The organism is Streptomyces sp. NPDC111802 (assembly GCF_055634335.1).
In genome coordinates this window covers 49,216-70,660 of record NZ_JBVKCZ010000004.1, presented here as the reverse complement: position 1 = coordinate 70,660, position 21,445 = coordinate 49,216, and the positions used below count along the sequence as shown (strand labels likewise).

General features: G+C 71.2%; 18 protein-coding genes. 14 read left to right on the top strand and 4 right to left on the bottom strand.

Annotated features, from left to right (window positions below; translation table 11 throughout):
- Window position 1: 1 nt before the first annotated feature.
- The 3 genes from ACZ7NC_RS05145 to hutI are packed head-to-tail and all read left to right on the top strand — an operon-like array spanning window position 2 to window position 3,842.
- Entirely contained in the window at window positions 2-1,204 is a 1,203-nt protein-coding gene (locus tag ACZ7NC_RS05145) for an allantoate amidohydrolase (protein WP_471485373.1), read from the top strand.
- On the top strand, window positions 1,201-2,550 hold the full coding sequence (locus ACZ7NC_RS05140) for a formimidoylglutamate deiminase (RefSeq protein WP_471485015.1): 1,350 nt from the start codon (window positions 1,201-1,203) through the stop codon (window positions 2,548-2,550). Before ACZ7NC_RS05145 ends, ACZ7NC_RS05140 begins: the two co-directional genes overlap by 4 nt.
- Window positions 2,547-3,842, top strand: a complete 1,296-nt coding sequence (hutI, locus tag ACZ7NC_RS05135) for an imidazolonepropionase (RefSeq protein WP_471485013.1) — start codon at window positions 2,547-2,549, stop codon at window positions 3,840-3,842. Before ACZ7NC_RS05140 ends, hutI begins: the two co-directional genes overlap by 4 nt.
- Window positions 3,843-3,869: 27 nt before the next feature.
- Here the strand turns inward: hutI and ACZ7NC_RS05130 are convergent, their stop codons facing one another.
- Together ACZ7NC_RS05130 and ACZ7NC_RS05125 are read right to left on the bottom strand one after the other, a co-directional pair.
- Window positions 3,870-5,453 (bottom strand): ricin-type beta-trefoil lectin domain protein, encoded by a 1,584-nt coding sequence (locus tag ACZ7NC_RS05130; protein ID WP_471485011.1) that lies wholly within the window; start codon window positions 5,451-5,453, stop codon window positions 3,870-3,872.
- 228 nt (window positions 5,454-5,681) lie between these two features.
- Complete coding sequence (locus tag ACZ7NC_RS05125) at window positions 5,682-6,635, bottom strand: RNA polymerase sigma factor SigF (RefSeq protein ID WP_471485010.1); 954 nt, start codon at window positions 6,633-6,635, stop codon at window positions 5,682-5,684.
- Between the two features lie 237 nt (window positions 6,636-6,872).
- On the opposite strand from ACZ7NC_RS05125, the gene ACZ7NC_RS05120 reads away from it, so the two are divergent.
- The 7 genes from ACZ7NC_RS05120 (at window position 6,873) to ACZ7NC_RS05090 (ending at window position 13,879) form a co-directional block, all read left to right on the top strand.
- Complete coding sequence (locus ACZ7NC_RS05120) at window positions 6,873-7,259, top strand: STAS domain-containing protein (protein ID WP_471485008.1); 387 nt, start codon at window positions 6,873-6,875, stop codon at window positions 7,257-7,259.
- 236 nt (window positions 7,260-7,495) lie between these two features.
- On the top strand, window positions 7,496-8,104 hold the full coding sequence (locus tag ACZ7NC_RS05115; protein ID WP_471485007.1) for an ATP-binding protein: 609 nt from the start codon (window positions 7,496-7,498) through the stop codon (window positions 8,102-8,104).
- 328 nt (window positions 8,105-8,432) lie between these two features.
- A complete protein-coding gene (gene serS / locus ACZ7NC_RS05110) occupies window positions 8,433-9,695 on the top strand; it encodes a serine--tRNA ligase (RefSeq protein WP_471485005.1) in 1,263 nt (420 codons plus the stop codon).
- Between the two features lie 163 nt (window positions 9,696-9,858).
- Complete coding sequence (locus tag ACZ7NC_RS05105; RefSeq protein ID WP_471485003.1) at window positions 9,859-10,539, top strand: LPXTG cell wall anchor domain-containing protein; 681 nt, start codon at window positions 9,859-9,861, stop codon at window positions 10,537-10,539.
- 30 nt (window positions 10,540-10,569) lie between these two features.
- Entirely contained in the window at window positions 10,570-11,421 is an 852-nt protein-coding gene (locus ACZ7NC_RS05100) for a COG1470 family protein (protein ID WP_471485001.1), read from the top strand.
- A complete protein-coding gene (locus ACZ7NC_RS05095) occupies window positions 11,418-12,500 on the top strand; it encodes a hypothetical protein (RefSeq protein WP_471485000.1) in 1,083 nt (360 codons plus the stop codon). The genes ACZ7NC_RS05100 and ACZ7NC_RS05095 overlap by 4 nt, the downstream gene beginning before the upstream one ends.
- Window positions 12,501-12,562: 62 nt before the next feature.
- Complete coding sequence (locus ACZ7NC_RS05090) at window positions 12,563-13,879, top strand: hypothetical protein (RefSeq protein WP_471485372.1); 1,317 nt, start codon at window positions 12,563-12,565, stop codon at window positions 13,877-13,879.
- Between the two features lie 109 nt (window positions 13,880-13,988).
- Here ACZ7NC_RS05090 and ACZ7NC_RS05085 read toward each other — a convergent pair whose 3' ends face one another.
- Window positions 13,989-15,494, bottom strand: coding sequence for an oligopeptide:H+ symporter (locus ACZ7NC_RS05085; protein ID WP_471484999.1), 1,506 nt, complete (start codon window positions 15,492-15,494; stop codon window positions 13,989-13,991).
- Between the two features lie 503 nt (window positions 15,495-15,997).
- Between ACZ7NC_RS05085 and ACZ7NC_RS05080 the strand changes: the two genes are divergently transcribed.
- Both ACZ7NC_RS05080 and ACZ7NC_RS05075 read left to right on the top strand, forming a co-directional pair.
- Window positions 15,998-16,675 carry a response regulator transcription factor gene (locus ACZ7NC_RS05080; protein WP_217205354.1) on the top strand — a complete coding sequence of 226 codons (678 nt, stop codon included), beginning with the start codon at window positions 15,998-16,000 and terminating at the stop codon, window positions 16,673-16,675.
- A gap of 32 nt (window positions 16,676-16,707) precedes the next feature.
- Complete coding sequence (locus tag ACZ7NC_RS05075) at window positions 16,708-17,976, top strand: ATP-binding protein (RefSeq protein ID WP_471484998.1); 1,269 nt, start codon at window positions 16,708-16,710, stop codon at window positions 17,974-17,976.
- A gap of 1,040 nt (window positions 17,977-19,016) precedes the next feature.
- Here the strand turns inward: ACZ7NC_RS05075 and ACZ7NC_RS05070 are convergent.
- Window positions 19,017-19,571: a GtrA family protein gene (locus ACZ7NC_RS05070; protein ID WP_471484996.1), complete on the bottom strand. Its 555-nt coding sequence runs from the start codon at window positions 19,569-19,571 to the stop codon at window positions 19,017-19,019.
- A gap of 188 nt (window positions 19,572-19,759) precedes the next feature.
- On the opposite strand from ACZ7NC_RS05070, the gene ACZ7NC_RS05065 reads away from it, so the two are divergent.
- Window positions 19,760-20,920, top strand: a complete 1,161-nt coding sequence (locus tag ACZ7NC_RS05065) for a 5-(carboxyamino)imidazole ribonucleotide synthase (protein ID WP_471484994.1) — start codon at window positions 19,760-19,762, stop codon at window positions 20,918-20,920.
- The gene (gene purE / locus ACZ7NC_RS05060; RefSeq protein WP_471484992.1) at window positions 20,917-21,444 is read left to right on the top strand and encodes a 5-(carboxyamino)imidazole ribonucleotide mutase; all 528 of its coding nucleotides are present in this window, start codon (window positions 20,917-20,919) and stop codon (window positions 21,442-21,444) included. The genes ACZ7NC_RS05065 and purE overlap by 4 nt, the downstream gene beginning before the upstream one ends.
- Window position 21,445: the final 1 nt, after the last annotated feature.

The window sequence follows — 21,445 nt, the reverse complement described above, 5'->3', positions numbered from 1 at the left end:
GATGTGGCGCGACCTGCTCCCCATCGGCCGGCACCCCGAGTCCCGCGGTTATCGCCGCTTCGCCTGGACCGGTGCCGACTCCGACTGCCGGGCCTGGTTCAAGGAGCAGGCGGTCTCTCGTGGGCTGGCCTACGAGGTCGACCGGAACGGCAACCAGTGGGCCTGGCTCGGGGACCCCGCCGCCGGGAACGCCGTCGTCACCGGGTCCCATCTCGACTCCGTTCCCGACGGGGGCGCCTTCGACGGGCCCCTGGGCGTCGTGTCGTCCTTCGCCGCGCTCGACGAACTGCGCGGCCGGGGCGTGGACTTCGCCAAGCCCCTCGCCATCGTCAACTTCGGCGACGAGGAGGGCGCCCGGTTCGGGCTCGCCTGTGTCGGGTCGCGGCTCACCGCCGGGCAGCTCACCGTCGAGAACGCCCACCGGCTGACCGACGGCGACGGGGTCAGCCTGCCCCGGGCCATGGAGGCCGCCGGGTACGACCCCGACACCATCGGTGCCGACCCCGAGCGGCTGGCCCGCATCGGTGCCTTCGTGGAGTTGCATGTCGAGCAGGGCCGGGCGCTGGACCTGTCCGGCGACCGGGTCGGCATCGCCAGCGCCATCTGGCCGCACGGCCGCTGGCGGTTCGACTTCCGGGGCGAGGCCAACCACGCCGGCACCACCCGGCTCGTGGACCGCCGCGACCCCATGCTGTCGTACGCCGAGACCGTGCTCGCCGCCCGCCGGGAGGCCGAACTCGCCGGTGCCGTCGCCACCTTCGGCAAGATCGCCGTCGAGCCCAACGGCGTCAACGCGATCCCGTCCCTGGTGCGGGGCTGGCTGGACTCCCGCGCCGAGGACCAGGCGAGCCTCGATGCCGTCGTCGGCGGCATCGAGAAGGCGGCCCGGCAGTACGCGCAGGAGCACGGCATCGACCTCGACGTCGTCCGTGAGTCCTTCACCCCCGTCGTCGAGTTCGACCACGCCCTGCGCGACGAACTGGGCCGCATCCTCGGCAAGGACACCGACATCACCGTCCCCGTCCTGGGTACCGGTGCCGGACACGACGCCGGAATCCTGTCCGGGAGCATCCCGACCGCCATGCTGTTCGTACGCAACCCCACGGGCGTCTCGCACTCCCCGGCCGAGTCCGCCGCCGAGGACGACTGTGTGGCCGGAGTGATCGCCCTCGCCGACGTACTGGAAGGACTGGCCTGCACGTGACGCCGACCCAGCGGACCCGTACGTACTGGCTGGAGCACGCCTGGCTCGACACCCACGTCGAGCCGGGCGTCGCCCTGGACGTCCGCGACGGCCGTATCGCCGCCGTCCGCACCGAGGTCCCCGCCCCGCCTCCCGGCGCCGAGATCCTCCGCGGACTGACGCTCCCCGGCCTGGCCAACGCGCACAGCCACGCCTTCCACCGTGCCCTGCGCGGCACCGTCCAGGTCGGCTCGGGCACCTTCTGGACCTGGCGTGAGGTCATGTACAGCACGGCCGACCGGCTCACCCCGGAGACCTATCACGCCCTCGCCCGCGCCGTGTACGCCGAGATGGCGCTGGCGGGCATCACCTCGGTCGGCGAGTTCCACTACGTCCACCACGCGCCGGGCGGCACCCCCTACGCCGACCCGAACGCGATGGGGGAGGCGCTGATCGCGGCCGCCGCCGAAGCCGGGATCCGGATCACCCTCCTCGACACCGCCTATCTCTCCTCCGGCTTCGGACAGGCGCCCGACACCCATCAGCTCCGCTTCTCCGACGGGGACGCGGAGGCCTGGGCCGAACGCTGTTCAGTTCTCAAGGAACAGGATCACGCGCGGATCGGGGCGGCGATCCACTCCGTACGAGCGGTGCCCGCCGACCAGTTGGAGACCGTGGCGCGATGGGCCGAGGAGCGGCGGGCCCCGCTCCATGTGCACCTGTCCGAGCAGACCGCCGAGAACGAGGCCTGCCGCGAGATCCACGGGTGCACCCCGACGCAGCTCCTCGCCCTGCACGGAGTGCTGGGGCCGCGCACCACCGGTGTCCACAACACCCACCTCACCGCCGAGGACGTCTCCCTGATCGGCGGCAGCGGCACCGGCACCTGCATGTGCCCGACCACCGAGCGGGACCTCGCGGACGGCATCGGGCCGGCCGTCGCCCTGCAGAACGAGGGCTCCCCGCTCTCCCTCGGCTCCGACAGCCACGCCGTGATCGACCTGCTCGAAGAGGCGCGCGCGATGGAGCTCAACGAGCGCCTGCGCACCCGTACGCGCGGTCACTGGACGGCGGCGGCCCTCCTGCGGGCGGCCTCGGCCGACGGCCACGCGGCCCTCGGCTGGGACGGCGCGGGCACCCTGGAGGCCGGTGCGCTCGCCGACTTCACGACGATCGCGCTCGACTCGGTCAGGACGGCAGGGCCGCTTCCGCGGCTCGGGGCCGAGACGGCCGTATTCGCCGCGTCGGCAGCAGACGTGTCGCATACGGTCGTGGGAGGTCGGCACGTCGTACGGGACGGGGCCCACACCCTCGTACCGGATGTGCCGAAAGCCCTCGCGGACGCCGTCGAAGCCCTGCGCGGATGACCCCGGGCCGCCCACCCGCGCGGCCCGGCTCCGCCCCCGAACCCGACCCCACCGCCGACCAGGCAACCGAGGACGCCATGAGCAACGCGACGACCGTCAGCCCCGCCCACTCCGCGAGCACCGCAAGCACGCTCATCACCAACATCGCCGCCCTGGTCACCAACGACCCCTCCCTCGGTGACAATTCCCCCATCGGACTGGTCCAGGACGCGGCCGTCGTCATCGAGGGCGACCGCGTCGTGTGGACCGGTGATCAAAGCAAAGCACCCGCCACTGACAATCGGGTCGACGCCGGCGGCCGGGCCGTCATCCCCGGCTTCGTCGACTCCCACTCCCACCTCGTCTTCGCGGGCGACCGGACGCAGGAGTTCAACGCCCGGATGTCGGGGCGCCAGTACAGCGCGGGCGGCATCCGTACGACCGTCGCGGCCACCCGGGCGGCGAGCGACGAGGAACTCGAGGCCAACCTCACCCGTTACCTCACCGAGGCCCTCCGCCAGGGCACGACGACCTTCGAGACCAAGTCCGGCTACGGACTGACCACCCACGACGAATCCCGCGCCCTGCGCATCGCGGCCGCCCACACCGACGAGGTCACCTACCTCGGCGCCCACATCGTCTCCCCGGACCACGCCGACGACCCGGCGGCGTACGTCGCCCTGGTCACCGGCGAGATGCTCGACGCCTGTGCCCCGTACGCCCGTTGGATCGACGTCTTCTGCGAGAAGGGCGCCTTCGACGGCGACCAGGCCCGCGCGATCCTGACGGCGGGCAAGGCGAAGGGGCTGCACCCCCGCATCCACGCCAACCAGCTCTCCTACGGCCCCGGCGTCCAGCTCGCCGTCGAACTCGACGCGGCCAGCGCCGACCACTGCACCCACCTCACGGACGCGGACGTCGACGCCCTGGCCGGCAGCCGTACGGTCGCCACCCTCCTCCCCGGCGCCGAGTTCTCCACCCGCGCCGAGTGGCCGGACGCCCGCCGCCTCCTCGACGCGGGCGCCACCGTGGCGCTGTCCACCGACTGCAACCCGGGCTCGTCCTTCACCTCCTCCGTCCCGTTCTGCATCGCCCTGGCGGTACGGGACATGGGGATGACCCCGGACGAGGCGCTCTGGTCGGCCACGGCCGGCGGCGCGGCGGCACTGCGCCGTGACGACATCGGCCGTCTCACTGCGGGTGCCCGCGCGGACCTGCTCGTGCTCGACGCGCCGAGCCATGTGCACCTGGCGTACCGGCCGGGTGTGCCGCTGGTCAGCCAGGTCTGGCGGCGCGGCGTACGCGAGGTCTGAGCCCGGCGCGACGGCGGGGCACCTCGGTCACGAGGCCCCCGCCCGCCACCGCTGCCCGGAGCCCCCGCCCAACGGCTGGAGCGACAAGCCGTCCCCGGCCCCACCGTCCGGAGTCACCGCCGTCCCGACATCGATGGCGGGGCGGATCGCCCCGTCGCCGTCCACCACGAACTTCAGGTTCTGTCCGTTGCGGCCCTCCACCGAGTCGCAGGTCCAGATCCCGACGCCCCGGTCCGTCGAACCCCGGCTGTCCAGGCAGAAGTCGGGATCGGCGGCCGACTGGAGCACGCCACGTGCCGTGTCGACCCGCCAGCGCTGGGTGCTGGACGAGCCGCAGGGGGCGGTGACGACATCCGTCCCCTTGAAGAAGGCGCCGCCCACGTCCAGGCACAGGCCCGAGTCGACGTTCACGACCTGGGCGAACGTGCCGGTCGGCGGGTGAGTGGGGGAGGGCGGCGGCTTCGGCCTTGCCGTCCTCGTCGGCGTCGGACTCCTCGTGGGGGAGGGGGACTTGGAGCTCCGCGACGGCGACGGCGACGGTGATGGCGAGGGGGACGACGACGGCGTCGCCGGCACCGCGGCCGTCACGGTCACCGCCACCGGCGGCACGCTCACCGGTGTGCTCGCCGCCCCCACCGGATCCTGCGCCGGCGAGCCGCCCTGCGCCACCAGGAACGCCACCAGCGGCAGCAACGCCACTGCGAGCGCCGCCGACACCAGCACCAACCGTCGGCCATCCCGCGGCCCGCGCCCCCGCGTCCAACTGCCCACCGCGGTACGGCCGCCGGCCTCCCGCTCTTCCGCACCGCGCGCCGCATACGCCGTACCGCCCCACGGGAGCAGCCCCTCCGCCAGCGCGGCGCGCGGTGTGTCGCGCAGCGCGGACAGCTCCTCGTGCGCGGTGGTGCAGTGCGGGCAGCGCGCCATGTGGGCGTGCAGATCGGCGCTGTCGCGGGGGCTGTCCGGCCGTACGGACTCCTCGATGAGGCGGCCGAAGTCGAGGCAGTCGGGGTCGTCGGAGGCGGCGAGACGGGCGCGCAGACAGGACCGGGCCAGCTGCTGGAGCGCCGGGTCCGTGCCGTAGGTGACGTCCTCGCGGGTGAGGCCGAGGAAGGCGGCCGTGCGTTCCCCCGGCTCCCGCTCCACGACCCCGTACCAGATCAGGCCCTGGGTGCGCGGCGGCAGGGACTGGAACGCCGTGAGCATGGGCGGGACCGGGTCGGAGGGGCCGGCCGTGTTCAGCACGAGCAGCAGTGCCGGGTCGAGGCCCGCCGCCCGCTCGTCCATCGCCCAGGTGCCGGCCAGCCGGGCGGTCAGCAGCAGGAGTTGGTGCCGCCAGGGGACGCCGGGGTCGATACCGCGCGCCGTCTGACGGGCCGCCAGGGTGAAGGCCTGGGCCGCCAACTGCCGTGCCATGGAGTCGTTCGGGGTGCACAGCCGGGCGTAGGCGAGGACGTGCGGGTGGTGGCGGGCGCGCAGTTCCTGGAGTGCCGGATAGGCGGTGGCCGTGTCGGCGCGCAGCAGTTCGGTGAGCCGTGCGTCGGACGCGCCCGCGTGGATCCCGAGGTCGCGTTCCCCGCCGCCCGCCCCACCGTCGTAGGCCCGAGCCATCCGCCTGCCTCCTTGCAGCCGTGCGACCCGCTCGTAGTCCTGACCTACCGGCGGGTATGACGGCTCATAGTGGAGGAAGGGGAGCCATGGGGAAAGGGTTTCTGTGGGTAACCCATGGGCGACCGGTGAAAGATCCGAAAGCACTGTGCCCGGTGCCCGGCCGACCAATTCGGCGGGGCACCGGGCACAGTGCAGGTCGGCACGGAGGAGACGGGGCTCCTCGGCCGGTCATTCCTCGATCGTCAGCCCCTTTCTGAGCTTGATCAAGGTTCGCGACAGCAGTCGCGAGACATGCATCTGGGAGATGCCGAGTTCCTCGCCGATCTCCGACTGCGTCAGGCCCGCGACGAACCTCAGGGAGAGGATCTTCCGGTCCCGGGGCGGGAGTTCGGCGATGAGCGGCTTCAGGGACTCGACGTACTCGATGCCCTCGATGCCGTGGTCCTCGTAGCCGATCCGGTCGGCCAGCGCGCCCTCGGCGTCGTCCTCCTCGGGCTGGGCGTCCAGCGAGGAGGCGGTGTAGGCGTTCGACGCCGCCATGCCCTCGACGACCTCGTCCTTGGTCAGGCCCAGGCGCTCGGCCAGTTCCGCCACCGTCGGGGCGCGGTCGAGCCTCTGGGCCAGCTCGTCACCGGCCTTGGCCAGGTCGAGCCGGAGTTCCTGAAGCCGGCGCGGTACCCGCACCGACCACGAGGTGTCGCGGAAGAAGCGCTTGATCTCACCGATGATGGTGGGCATCGCGAAGGTGGGGAACTCCACGCCACGGCTGAGCTCGAAGCGGTCGATCGCCTTGATCAGGCCGATGGTGCCGACCTGGATGATGTCCTCCATCGGCTCGCTGCGCGAGCGGAAGCGGGAGGCGGCGAACTTGACCAGCGCGAGGTTGAGTTCGACGAGCGTGTTGCGGACGTACGAGTACTCGTGGGTCCCTTCCTCCAGCGACTCCAGCCGCTCGAAGAGGGTCTTGGACAGGGCCCGTGCGTCCACCGGCCCCACCTCGTCGTACGGCGGGATGTCCGGAAGCCCGGCGAGTGCGTCGTCCTGTCCCAAGCCATGCTCGAAGGCGTGTTCGGGACCTACGTCGCTGCTGCGCTCGATGGGATCCAGATGTTCCGGGTGGGATGCCGACGTCGCTTTCTGGGTATGCGATGCGTCGAGCCGGGGTGACATGATGTCCTCCATCGTTCTCGGCATATGGCTGCCGAAGCCTGTCGTGCACTGCGGTGTGCGGCGCCTCCAAGCCAGCCGAGTCGGTTACGTGTCTCTACTAGCCCTACCTGCTTTCCTGAGCCCACCGCAAGTGCGCTCCGGTCCGAAATGTCCGATTCTGTGTAGATGTTCGGGTGTTGGAGGGCGTAGGGAAGGCGTAATGTTCGAGAACGTCAGTCAGCAGCCACGACGTCGGGAGTGAGAGACGGCATGGACCGCGGGACGGTCGGCAGCGCACAGTCTGGCCGACTTCTGGTCGAGGTGCGGGAAGAGGGCTCCAGTGCCGTCGTGACCCCGGCGGGTGAGTTGGATCACCACACCGCCGATTTGTTGCGTGAGCCACTGGAGGACTGCCTCGGCAAAGGCTTCAGTCGACTGGTCGTCGACTGCTCGCGGCTCGAGTTCTGTGACTCCACGGGGCTGAATGTGCTGCTCGGGGCGCGGTTGAAGGCGGAGGCGGCCGGTGGCGGGGTGCATCTCGCGGGCATGCTGCCCGTCGTCGCGCGGGTGTTCGAGATCACGGGGGCCGAGGCCGTCTTCACGGTCCATGACTCCCTCGAAGCAGCCCTCGCCGACGAGCCCGACGGCTCCGGCTGACCCCTCGCGTCCGGTCCTGCATCGGACGTCACATCATTCGGCCCGAATACGGGGGTGTTCCCTCGGCCCGGTCGGGCAGGAGACATCCTGGAACTGTCGGCTGTGATGTCGGCCACCGGGGGTGGGGGACTGTGACCGACCTATCAGGCAAGGACGTGTACAGGCGTACTGACTCTGCGTACTGACTTGTGAATCGTGTGAATGTTGAACTGGTGAATCGGTGAGGTGAAGCGCTGATGAGCACCACCCGGCCTTACTCGCCGGGCGACCGCGGCCCTGAGCCCAGCGGCGCTTCCGGGGCGTCCGAGGGGGGCGTGCCAGGGGCGGGGGCCGCCGGACGGGGCGCGTCGGCGGCGGGAACGTCCGCCGGGGGCGCCGTGCCGTCCCTCAGGCCCGAGCAGCCCACCGCGGCGGCGACCGCCGCCGCGGCGGCGGCGCGCCAGGTCCGCCGCCTGGACTTCGAGGGCCAGAGCGGGGTCGTCCCGCTCGCCCGTGACTTCGCCCGTCAGGCGCTGTACGCGTGGGGCTGGCTGCCCGCCGCCACCGCCGACCAGCGGGCCGCCGCCGAGGATGTGCTGCTGGTCGTCTCCGAGCTGGTCACCAATGCCTGTCTGCACGCCGAGGGACCGGACGAGATGTGGATCGCCTGCGACAACAAGGTGATCCGTATCGAGGTCTCCGACAAGGGCAACGGCCAGCCGGCCCCCCGCACCCCGCACCGCGCGGGGCGCCCCGGTGGCCACGGCATGTTCATCGTGCAGCGGCTCTGCCTGGACTGGGGGGTCGTGCGGCAGCCGGGGCTCGCGGGCAAGACGGTGTGGGCGGAGCTGGGCGCCCCGGCGTAAATCGTTTCCGCCGGTCGAAGACGCGCTCTACGCTCGTCGCAACGCGCTGACGGAGACGAGTAGCCCGGGCCCCGCGAGCCGAGAGAGCCGCCACCCGCTGTGAAGGCGGCCTCGCGCCCCGACGTGAATCCCCTCCCGAGTGCGGGGAGGCAATGCCCCGCCGGCCGGCCCCCGTCATCGGGCCAGAACGAGATCGTCGTACGGCCGCACAGCCGTCGTACGCCGATGAAGGCGTGGTGGCACCGCGAGCACCCTCTCGCCCACGCCCCGAGGGATCACCCCGGGGCGGCGCCCGCCGCTTCGGCCGACCGGACGGAGCACGCGCATCATGCTCGACGTCACCCTCATCCGAAACCATCCCGACCAGGTCCGCGACGCTCTGCGCAAGCGCGCCGTCGACCCCGACATCCCGGGCTTCCTCGCGCTGGACGCCGCCTTCCGCGAGGCTCGCACGGCCGTGGAGCGGCTGCGCGGCGAGCGGCGGCGGATTTCGGCCGAGATCGCCGTACGACGTCGTACGGACGCCCCCGCGGACGAGCTGCGGGCCGAGGCCAGGGACCTGACCGACCGGCTCACCGAGGCGGAGGAGGACCTGGCCCGGCTCGCCGCCCGGCATCAGGAGTTCCTCGACGCGCTGCCCAACCTCCCGGACGACGACGTGGTGGCCGGCGGCAAGGAGAACAACGAGGTCGTACGGGCCGTCGGGGACCCGCCCGCCTTCGCCTTCCCGGCCCGCGACCATGTCGGGCTCGCCCGGGACCTGGGACTGATCGACTACGAGCGAGGCACCGCCCTCGCCGGCAACGGCTACTGGATCTACCGCGGCGAGGGCGCCGCCCTGGAGTGGGCGCTGCTCAACCACTTCCTGGACGCACACCGGCGCGCGGGCTACGAGTTCGTGCTGCCGCCGCACCTGCTGACGTACGAGGCCGGGTACACGGCGGGGCAGTTCCCCAAGTTCGCCGACGAGGTCTTCCGGGTGGACGAACACTTCCTGCTGCCGACCGCCGAGACCGCCCTGGTCAACCTCCATCGCGGCGAGACGCTCGACGAGCGGGAGCTGCCGCGCCGGTACGTCGCCTACACGCCCTGTTACCGCAGGGAGAGCGGCAGCCACCGCACGGCGGAGCGCGGGACGCTGCGCGGGCACCAGTTCAACAAGGTGGAGCTGTTCCAGTTCGCCCGGCCGGAGGACTCGGACGCCGCGCACCTCGAACTGCTCGCCCGCGCGGAGGAGTTGGTCGCCGGGCTCGGCCTCCACTATCGCGTCACCAAGCTCGCCGCCGGGGACACCAGCCCGGCGCAGGCCAGGACCTACGACGTGGAGGTCTGGCTGCCCAGCCTGGGCGGGTACGCCGAGGTCAGCTCGGTGTCGAACGCCCGCGCCTACCAGGCGCGGCGCGGCGGCATCCGGTACCGCCCGGCCGCCGGCGGCAGAGCGGCCTACGTCCACACCCTCAACGCCTCGGGTCTCGCCACCAGCCGGCTGCTGCCCGCGATCCTGGAGCAGCACCAGCGGGCGGACGGGACGGTCGCCGTGCCGGAGGTGCTGCGGCGGTGGGGGCTTCCCGAGGTGCTGCGCCCGGTCTGACCCGGTGTTACCCAGGGTCACCCTGAGGGCTCTGCTCTCCACTCGAATCCCTCCATGCGCACGCCGGATCGTCACAACTCCGGCGTGCGCTGTGTCTTCCCTCCTCAAGGCCCCGGGCGTACCTTGACGGCCGATCTGATGTGCCGTCAGGAATGAGGGGACCGTGTCGAAGCAGAAGCGAACCGCCGCGCTCGCGACCGTCGCGGCCCTGGCCGGATCGGCGGTGCTGGTGGCCGCCCCAGCGGCCCGGGCCGAGGTCGTCGACGTCAACTACGCCTGCAAGACGCCGATCGGCGACAAGAGTGCCGTCTCGCCCATCGACATCAAGGGCGTCGAGAGCGGCGGCAACTACAAGATCACCATGTCGTGGCAGAAGGGCGTCTCGTCCAGCCCGGTCGAACTGGGCAAGGGCGCGATGAAACCGAGCGCCACCATCAAGCTGGGCGGCGCCGACAGCGGCACCCTGAGCGTGACCGGCCCGGCCAACCAGGAGGCGATCCCCGCCAACACCCCCATCAAGATCAATGACTTGACGGGTACGTACACCCCGAAGAAGACCGGCAAGGTCACCTTCACCGCGGGCGTCCTCACCATCAAGGCCCTGGGCACGACCACCACCTGCACGCCCACCAACAGCCCCGGACCGTCGCTGACCCTCGATGTGACGGCGGCGTCCGGCGCCGGCGGCACCGGCCAGAGCGGCTCCGACTCCGGCGCCGAGCTTCCGCAGACCGGCCCCGAGGACTCGGCCGTCGCCCTCGGCACCCTCGGCGGCACGGTCCTGCTCGCGGGCGCGGCGGGCGCGCTGTGGCTGACGCGCCGAGGGCAGACGGTACGCCGCTGACCGTTACGCACCGATCCGCTGGAGCCGCCGATGTCGTCAGCCGCCCGTGTCCTGTGCCTGTCCCTGCTGTTGCTGTCGGCGATCGTCCCCACGGCGACCGCCGCCGAGGCCTGGTCCGTCGCGCCCTCCGGCGGCGGGCGGCCGTCCTTCTACACCGAGGGCGAGCCCGGGACGGTCCAGCGGGACACGGTGTCCGTCACGAACCCGGGCGACGAGCCGGTCACCGTACGCCTGCACGGCACCGGCGTCCCGATCGCCCTCGCCGAGAGCCGGGTGCGGATCCCGGCCCGCACCCGCGCCGAGGTCCCGTTCACGGTGACCGTCCCGACGGGCACGGCCCCCGGTGACCGCTCCGCCCAGATCGTCGCCCGTGACACCGACGGCCGCACCAAGACCGTCCCGCTCCGCCTGCGTGTCACCGGTCCCGAACTGTCCGCGCTGACCGTCGAGCATGTCGCGGTGCGCGCCGAGGGCATCACATACGAGCTGGTCAACCGCGGTACGACCCCCCTCGCCCCGACTCTCGCGGTACGCGCCGACGGCGTCCTCGGCCGCCTCCTGGACCGCGCCCCGCGCACCCTCCCCGTCGACCTGTCTCCGGGCAGCCGCACCGAGCTCACCGAGCCATGGCCCGACCGGCCCGCACTCGACGCGGTCGACGTGCGGCTGACGGTGACGGCGGCGGGCGGCGCGAGCGACACGGCGGAGACCTCGGTGAGGTTTGTGCCGTGGAGTGGGGCGGCGGGTGTCGCGGGGGCACTGGCGGCCGCGGGCGCCTTGTTCGCCGTACGCCGTCGAAGGCGCCGTAAGCCGTACGGCGGCGGGCCGGTCGAAGCCGAACGGCCGTTGCGCGAGGCCGAGTTGACGGGAGCGGGGACGTGAGCGCCAGGGTGCGGATCGCGGCGTTGCTGGCCGTGCTGGCGCTGCTGTCGCCGACGGCGGCCGGGAGCGCTTCGGCGGCGGACGGGCCGCCCACCGTGAAGCTGTCCAAGTCCCAGGCGGGTACGGGCGGTTCGATCACCGTGACCGGCGGTGGCTGGCGGCCGCGCGCCCTGCTGATGATCCTGGTCTGCGGCCAGTCCGTGCCCTCGACCGGTGTGACGGGAGGCACCAACTCCTGTGCCAACGCGGACGGCAGGGCCGTGACGACGGACGCCGAGGGCCGCTTCAGCCGGAAACTGCCGGTGGCCGAGCCGCCCGTGCCGTGCCCGTGCGTGGTGCATGTGGCGACGGTGACCGGTGCGAAGGCCGAGGCCGACGCGATCTTCCAGGTCGCCGGGCACGCAGTCGAGCCGCTGCCCGCGGAGCCGACCGGCGGACGTCTGTCGGTCCTCACGGATACACGGCTGGACGGCTCCAGCGGCCTGCTCACCTGGTTCGGCGCGCCGCCGGCACGGACGCTCGTCTTCACCGTCGGCAACGTCGGCACCTCCGCCGTCCGTAACCCCGTCTTCCAAGTCGGCACCTCCCACGGCGTGTTCGCCCCGCAGTGGGAGGAACAGCAGTGGCGCGGCACGATCCGGCCGGGGAAGAAGGCGCGGATCGAGCTGCCCGTGGAGCTCGCCGCCGCGGCGCACGGCGACTACACCGTCTCCCTGAAGTACGGCGGCAAGGTGCTGGCCGAACAGCCCTGGGGCGTGGGCCGGCCCTGGGGCGTGACGCTGTTCTGGATCCTGGTCTGCCTGGTCGTACCGGCGGCGGTGTTCCGCGTCGGGATGGCGGTGGTGGACCGGGTACGGCCGCGGCGGACGGCCCGCCGCCGAGGCTTCCGGCTGCCCGAAGCCGCCCTACGTCTTCCGGGGTTGAGGCCCCGGGAAGAGGCGAGGCACGCCGCCTCGCCCTCCTCGACCCTGCCGTGGTTCGCCCCGGACAGCGATCCGGGCACGGCCGGTCGGCTCTCCGCACCGCACGACGACAGCACGACGAGTCCTACGACCCCCACGAGGAAGGGACCCCCGTGAGCAAGCCAAGGAGAGTCATACCGGTACGCCCCCGGAGAGCGACCGCGGCGGGCGCCGCCCTGATGCTCGGCGGCGCGGGCGTGCTGCTCGGCGTGGCCGCGGCGCCCGCGCAGGCGGCCGAGGTGTCGTACGCGACCGAGTGCATCCCGCCCGCCATCTCCGGGCTGCCGCCGGTCCAGGGCACCACGAAGGTGGAGATCACCGCGCCCGCCGAGGCGAAGGTCGGCGACGAGGTGGAGATCGTCTGGAAGTTCGTCCAGGCGGCGTCCAAGAACCCGAACATCCTCGACCTGGAGGCGAACACGGTCCAGCCGACCGGAACTCTGAAGGCGGCCGGCGCGCAGACGGCGGACATCGCCATGCAGGGGCCCCGGGAGAACCCGCCGATCCCGAAGAACACCGACATGAAGCTGTCCGACATGAAGGGCAAGCTGAAGCTGACGGCACCGGGCGAGGTGACGCTCGCGCCGGACGCGTACAACATCAACGTCAACAAGCCGATCTCCACGGACACCAAGTGCTCGCCGAAGGAGACGGTGAAGCCGGCGGCGACGATCAAGGTGACCGACGGGGGCGGGAGTTCGGGCGGTACGACGGGAGGGCTGCCGACGGTGGTCCCGACGCTCCCCACGGGTGTGCCGACCGATCTGCCGACGGGTCCGTCGAGCCCGGCTCCTACGCCGAGTGAGAGCGAGACCGGCGGGGACGCGGGCGGTTCGAGCACCGGTGGCGGCGGGGGCGGCGGCCAGAGCGACTTCACGGGCAAGGAGGTCCAGGTCCCGTACGCGTGCAAGACGCCCATCGGCGACAAGGAGGCGACCTCGCCGGTCCAGATCGACGCCAAGAAGAACGGCGGCAGCTTCGACCTGACGGTCCAGTTCAAGAAGTCGGTGATGGACTCTCCCGCCGACATCCCCAAGGACTCGGTCAAGCCGTCGATGGAGGTCGTGCTGGGCGGCGCCGACAAGGGCACGGTCCATGTCGAGGGCCCGACCAACTCCGAGGACATCAAGTCGGGCGAGCCGATAGAGATCCCCGACCTCACGGGCACGTACAAGCCGGGCGCGAGCGGCGAGTCGACCCTCTCCCCGGGTGTCCTGACCATCAAGGCCCTGGGCACGACGACGACCTGCACGCCCGCCAAGTCGGAGGTCTCCCTGACCCTGGACACCAGCGAGCAGCCCGGCGGCGCGTCCGGCGGCGGCTCGACCGGCGGCTCGGCGGGAGGCTCCGCGGGCGGCTCGTCGACGGACGGCGGCCTGGCGGCGACGGGCGCCGAGGACCGCGGGTCGCTGAAGGCGCTGGGTCTGGTCGCGGGGACGGCGCTGTTGCTGGGGGGAGCGGTGTTCACGTTCATGCCGCGGCGGAGGATGCGCTGACCCACGTGTGTTTCTCTGGGGCGCGGGGAACCGCGCACCGTGGCAAAGCGAACGGGGCCGTCACACCCACGTGGGTGCAACGGCCCCGTTCGGCTCGAGCGGCGCGGCGCTAGCGCACGTCGCCCATGAGCGCCTTGACCTTCTTGCGGTACATCCAGACGGCGATACCGGCGAGGACGGCGAGCGCGGCCTCGAGGGCGACGAAGCCCCTCTTGTCGAGGTTGACACCGCCGACGGCCGGGTTGGACAGGAGCGCGGTGACGGAGTCGCCCGCGGTGACGGCCAGGAACCAGACGCCCATCATCTGCGAGGCGTACTTCGCGGGCGCCATCTTCGTCGTGACCGACAGACCCACCGGGGAGAGCAGCAGCTCACCGATGGTCTGGACGAAGTAGATCGCCACCAGCCACATCGCGGCCGCCTTGTGACCGCCCTCGGCGATCGACAGCGGGGCCAGGAAGAGGAAGAAGGACGCGCCGACCAGGACCAGACCCGAGCCGAACTTCACGATCGTGCTGGGCTCCTTGCCCCGCCGGTTCAGCGAGAGCCAGAACCAGGCGAAGACCGGGGCCAGCGCCATGATCAGGACCGGGTTGACCGACTGGTACCAGGAGACCGGGAACTCCCAGCCGAGGACGCTGTTCTCGGCCGAGCCGTCGGCGAAGATCGACAGGGTCGAGCCGCCCTGGTCGTAGATCATCCAGAAGACGGCCGCGGCCACGAAGAACCAGATGTACGCGGACATCTTCGACTGCTCGGAGCGGTCCAGGTCCTTGTCGCGCTTGATGCGGACCAGAACCAGGGTCGGGATGATCACGCCGAGCAGGGTCAGCGGGATGAGGATCCAGTTCAGGGTGTAGGAGCCGGAGATGCCGACGATCGCGTAGAAGACGACCGCGATACCGGCCCAGATCGCAGCCTTGCGCAGCGTCGAGGTCTTCTCCTCGGCGGACAGCGGCGTCGGGACGACGCTGGAGCGGTCGGCCAGGTGGCGGGAGCCGATCAGGAACTGGACCAGACCCAGCGCCATGCCGAGCGCGGCGAGCGCGAAGCCCAGGTGCCAGTTGACGTTCTCACCGACGGTGCCGATGACCAGCGGGGCCGCGAAGGCACCGAGGTTGATGCCCATGTAGAAGACGGTGAAGCCACCGTCGCGGCGCGGGTCGTCCGGTCCGTCGTAGAGGTGGCCGACCATCGTGGAGATGTTGGCCTTCAACAGACCCGAACCGATGGCGACGAGACCCAGACCGGCGTAGAAGGTGCCGGAGGTGGGCAGGGCCAGGGTGAGGTGGCCGAGCATGATGATGCCGCCCGCGATGGCGACGGTCTTGCGCGGACCCCAGACGCGGTCGCCGAACCAGCCGCCGGGCATGGCGAGCAGGTACACCAGCGACACATACACCGCGTAGATCGCGGTAGCCGTCCCCGCGTTGAGATTCAGGCCGCCCGGAGCGACGAGGTACAGCGGGAGCAGAGCCCTCATGCCGTAGTAGGAGAAACGCTCCCACATCTCGGTCATGAAGAGAGTGGCCAGTCCGCGGGGGTGGCCGAAGAAGGTGCGCTCGGTGCCGGGGGTGCCCGGTCGGGCCGAGTCCTTCGTCAGGCTGGACGCCATGGTCGTTCCTTGCTGGTCGGGACGCGCACCGATGTCGAACGGTCACGCGCCCGGTGGGGGCGGCCGGCACCGGCGGACACGGCCGTCCGTCCCACGCCCGGGGGGAGGTCCGCTCCGGGTCACGAAGCGGGGGACGGCGACCGCCGGGATCCACGCCCCCGCCTTCGGGGGCCCGGCCACAGGTCATTGCTCTGCGGACCGGTGAGCACCGGTCCGCACACAAAAGAGACCCTCGGCGTCAAGTGCGCCGAAGGTCCCCGTAGTGCTACGGGCGTAGATTCACCATACGTCAGGACACTGCCGGATATGGAAGGACTTGAGACCGGGATCACAGGTGTCGAGGGAACCGCGGGCACCCTTTCCAAGGTCCTTTCCAGGATCGCACCTCATCGGCATAGGTCTGTACCACGGCATCCGAAGGTAAGAGTCCCGCCAAGGGCCGGTGAGAATCCGGGCTTCCGATCACACTCCAGCTCTTGTCATGGGCGGACTACCATCAGCTCATGACCCGAGTACTGCTCGCCGAGGACGACGCGTCCATTTCCGAGCCGCTGGCCCGCGCACTGCGCCGGGAGGGGTACGAGGTCGAGGTCCGTGAGGACGGCCCCACCGCGCTCGACGCAGGGATGCAGGGCGGCATCGACCTCGTCGTGCTGGACCTCGGCCTGCCCGGCATGGACGGTCTGGAGGTGGCCCGTCGGCTGCGTGCCGACGGTCACGCCGTGCCGATCCTCATCCTGACCGCGCGTGCCGACGAGGTGGACACCGTGGTCGGCCTGGACGCGGGTGCCGACGACTACGTCACCAAGCCGTTCCGGCTCGCCGAGCTGCTCGCCCGGGTCCGGGCCCTGCTGCGGCGCGGGGCGGCGGAGCCGCAGCAGCCGCCGGCCACGCACGGGGTGCGGATCGACGTCGAGTCGCACCGGGCGTGGATGGGCGACGAGGAACTCCAGCTCACGGCGAAGGAGTTCGACCTGCTGCGGGTGCTGGTGCGGGACGCCGGGCGGGTGGTCACCCGGGATCAGCTGATGCGCGAGGTCTGGGACACCACCTGGTGGTCGTCGACCAAGACGCTCGACATGCACATCTCCTGGCTGCGCAAGAAGCTGGGCGACGACGCGGCGAACCCCCGCTACATCGCGACCGTGCGGGGCGTCGGCTTCCGCTTCGAGAAGAGCTGAGCCTTCGGGGCCATACGGATAAGTAACAGGACATGCGCCGCCGACTGATCCAGTCCACCCTCGCCGTGGTTCTCGTCGTGATCGCCGTCTTCGGCGTGTCACTGGTGATCGTCGAGACACGGACGATCACCAACACCGCGCAGGAGCGGGTGGACACCGAGGCCGTGCGCCTCGCCAGCATCGTGGACAGCCGGCTGCTCGGCGACGAGACCGTGGACGCGTCCGTGCTGCGGGAGCAGATCCAGGGGGATCGTTACGCCGAGATCCGTATCCCCGGGCAGCCCGTGATCGAGGTGGGCCGCAAGCCGACCGGTGACGTCATCAGCGCCACCGAGACCGGCGAGGGCGAGACGGTCACCGTGCAGGAGCCGCGCTCGTCGGTGACGCGGGAGGTCGGCCGTACGCTGCTGATCATCGCGGCGGTGGCGCTGCTGGCGGTGATCGCGGCGGTACTGCTGGCGGTACGCCAGGCGAACCGGCTGGCCTCCCCCCTCACCGACCTCGCGGAGACGGCGGAACGTCTCGGCTCGGGCGACCCGCGCCCCCGGCACAAGCGGTACGGCGTCCCGGAGCTGGACCGGGTGGCGGACGTGCTGGACTCCTCGGCCGAACGCATCGCCCGCATGCTGACGGCGGAACGGCGTCTCGCCGCGGACGCCTCGCACCAGCTCCGGACGCCCCTCACGGCCCTCTCCATGCGGCTGGAGGAGATCACCCTCACCGACGATCTGGACACGGTGAAGGACGAGGCGACCATCGCCCTGACGCAGGTGGAGCGCCTCACCGACGTCGTACAACGCCTGCTCACCAACTCCCGCGACCCACGCACCGGCTCCGCCGTCACCTTCGACCTCGACGAGGTCATCCAGCAGCAGCTGGCGGAGTGGCGCCCGGCGTACCGCAGTGTGGGCAGGGCGATCGTGAGCTCGGGCAAGCGCCACCTCCAGGCGGTGGGCACCCCGGGCGCGGTGGCCCAGGTCCTGGCGGCCCTGATCGAGAACTCCCTCATGCACGGCGGCGGCACGGTCGCCCTGCGCACCCGCGTCACCGGCAACCAGGCGGTCATCGAGGTCACCGACGAGGGCCCCGGCATCCCGGCCGACCTGGGCGCCCGCATCTTCGAACGCGCCATCAGCGGCCGCAACTCCACGGGCATCGGCCTGGCGGTGGCCCGGGACCTGGCGGAGGCGGACGGCGGCCGCCTGGAGATGCTCCAGACAAAGCCCCCGGTCATCGCCCTGTTCCTGTCCCGCACCCAGCCCCCGAAGAAGACACAGGAGTCGGGCCCGATGGTCAGGTAGGGATCCCGGGGCTTCCTCTCACCACCGATCCAGCCAACCCGATCCGTCCGCTGCGGATGCCCCCGCCCCCTCACCGGGGCGGTTCATACTGCGGACGGTCCTTTTCGGCGCCGGCCATGCATCTCAGTCGGTCCGGTGTCATCCAAGGACAAGCACCCGCCGTCCCGAGCCCCCACCCACCCGCTGGGGCCGCTCATGCTGCGGACGGTCCTTTCCGGTGCTGGTCCATCGTCCGAGGACGAGGCCGGGCTATCCCAAGCCCCACCCACCCGCTGGGGCCGCTCATGCTGCGGACGGTCCATTTCGGCGCCGGCCATGCATCTCATTGGGTCCGGTGTCGTCTGAGGACGAGCTCTCACCATCCCGAGCCCCCACCGGCCCGTCGGGGCCGTTCACGCTGCGGATGGCCGCTTTCGGTGCTGGTCCAGGCGTCTCAGCTGGTCCGTCGTCCGAGGACAAGCTCCCGCCGTCCCGAGCCCCCATCCACCCGCTGGGGCCGCTCATGCTGTGGACGGTCCCTTTCGGTGCGGGCCATGCGTCTCAGCTGGTCCGTCGTCCGACGACGAGCTCCCGCCGTCCCGAGCCCCCACCCACACGCTGGGGCCGTTCATGCTGCGGACGGTCCCTTTCGGTGCGGGCCATGCGTCTCAGCTGGTCCGTCGTCCGACGACGAGCTCCCGCCGTCCCGAGCCCCCACCCACACGCTGGGGCCGTTCATGCTGCGGACGGTCCCTTTCGGTGCGGGCCATGCGTCTCAGCTGGTCCGTCGTCCGACGACGAGCTCCCGCCGTCCCGAGCCCCCACCCACCCGCTGGGGCCGTTCATGCTGCGGACGGTCCTTTTCGGTGCCAGCCAGGCTGATGTCGCCACGGTCCCTTTCGGCGCCGGTTCGTGTATCTCAGCCGGTCCGGTGTTTGAGGACGAGGCCCGTTCGGGGCCGGCGCGGGGTCTGGGGCGGCAGCCCCAGCGGGGGTGAGGGGGCGGAGCCCCTGGAGGACGGGACGGGTAGGGGCGGCGGGGGCGAGACTCCCCGGACCGCGTCAGCCCACCCGCTGCCCAACCCTCGCCTCCCGCGCCGCAGCCCTGCGCTCAAGGAACGATTCCGCGGCCGGCGCCGGCCCCTCCACAGGCAGCGCCCGGAACACCCACGTGCGGTACGACCAGAACCGGAACAGCGTCGCGATACCGATGCCGAGGAACTTGAAGATGTTGCTCTGCAGCGGGCTGTCCCACCCGAACCCGTACGTCGCCGCGTACAGCACACCGTTCTCGATCACCAGGCCCACCACGCTGAACAGCAGAAACAGGCTCAGTTCCTTCGTACGGCGGCCCTTGTCGCGATCCCGGTACGTGAAGTAACGGAACCCGACGTAGTTGAAGACGATCGCGACGACCGTGGCGATGACACTCGCCCGCACCACCTGAAGGTCGGTGACATGCCGCACCAGGTTGAACACGAGGAGGTTGACCAGCAGCCCGGCTCCCCCCACCGCACCGAACTTGGCGACCTCACGCACCAGCCGGTCGAACCGCTGCCGTACGGCACTGCGCGCTACTGGAGGCGCCACTTGAAGCCCCGAGGAACCACGTCCCATGGTCGTGAAGGCTCCTGTCGGTCGATTTGTCGGTCGCTTTGTCCGTCGTTCGACGGTCGGTTTCGTCAACCCAGCCCATGCTAACCACCCCTCTTGGCGATTGCCTGTGCGCGAGCCCATGGGGCGGGGAAGAGCCCCGGAAAAGTCCGGTAAGAGGCTCGCCCCGCGGTGGCCGATACCCTAGGGGCGTGACGTTCCCGGTAGTCGGCATGGTCGGCGGGGGTCAGCTCGCTCGTATGACACACGAGTCGGGCATCCCGTTGGGCATCAAATTCAAGCTTCTCAGTGACACCCCGCAGGATTCCGCGGCGCAGGTCGTAGGCGATGTCGTCATCGGCGACTACCGCGACCTCGACACGCTGCGCGAATTCGCCCGTGGGTGCGATGTGATCACCTTCGATCACGAACACGTGCCCACCGAGCACCTCAGGGCCCTGGAGGCGGACGGCATCCCCGTACGCCCCGGCCCCGACGCGCTCGTGCACGCCCAGGACAAGGGCGTGATGCGCGCGAAACTCGACGCGATCGGCGTGCCGTGCCCTCGGCACCGCATCGTGACCGATCCACAGGACGTGGTCGCCTTCGCGGCGGAAGGCCTGTCCGAAGGCGACGAGGGCGACGGCTTCCCGGTCGTCCTGAAGACCGTCCGCGGCGGCTACGACGGCAAGGGCGTCTGGGTGGTCGACTCCGCCGAGGAGGCCGCCGAGCCGTTCCGCGCCGGCGTCCCGGTCCTCGCCGAGGAGAAGGTCGACTTCGTACGGGAGCTCGCGGCGAACGTCGTACGCTCCCCGCACGGCCAGGCAGTGGCGTACCCCGTGGTCGAGTCCCGGCAGGTCAACGGCGTCTGTGACACGGTCATCGCCCCGGCCCCCGACCTCGACCGGACCCTGGCCCTGAAGGCCGAGGAGATGGCCCTGACCATCGCCAAGGAACTCGGCGTCGTCGGGCACCTCGCGGTCGAGCTGTTCCAGACCCGCGACGGCCGCATCCTCGTCAACGAACTGGCGATGCGCCCGCACAACTCGGGCCACTGGACCCAGGACGGCGCCATTACCTCGCAGTTCGCCAACCATGTCAGGGCCGTCCTCGACCTCCCCCTCGGCGACCCGCGCCCGCGCGCGAAGTGGACGGTCATGGTCAACGTCCTCGGCGGCGACTACCCCGACATGTACTCCGCGTACCTGCACTGCATGGCCCGCGACCCCCAGCTCAAGATCCACATGTATGGCAAGGACGTGAAACCCGGCCGCAAGGTGGGCCACGTCAACACCTACGGCGACGACCTCGACGACGTGCTGGAGCGCGCCCGTCACGCTGCCGGCTACCTGAGAGGCACGATCACCGAATGAGCCCCGTTGTTGGCATCGTCATGGGGTCGGACAGCGACTGGTCCGTCATGGAGGCCGCCGCCCAGGCCCTCGACGAGTTCGAGATCGACTACGAGGTCGACGTCGTCTCCGCGCACCGCATGCCGCGTGAGATGGTCACGTACGGCGAGCAGGCGGCCGAGCGCGGGCTGAAGGTGATCATCGCCGGTGCCGGCGGCGCCGCCCATCTGCCCGGCATGCTCGCCTCGGTCACCCCGCTGCCGGTGATCGGCGTGCCCGTCCCGCTGAAGTACCTCGACGGCATGGACTCCCTGCTCTCCATCGTGCAGATGCCGGCCGGTGTGCCCGTGGCCACCGTCTCGGTCGCCGGCGCGCGCAACGCCGGTCTGCTCGCCGCCCGCATCCTCGCCACCCACGACGAGGACCTGCGGCAGCGGATGCGGGAGTTCCAGCAGGACCTGAACGACCAGGCGACCGAGAAGGGCAAGCGGCTGCGCGCCAAGGTAGAGGGCGCGGGCGGCTTCGGCTTCGGCACGGGGAAGTGAC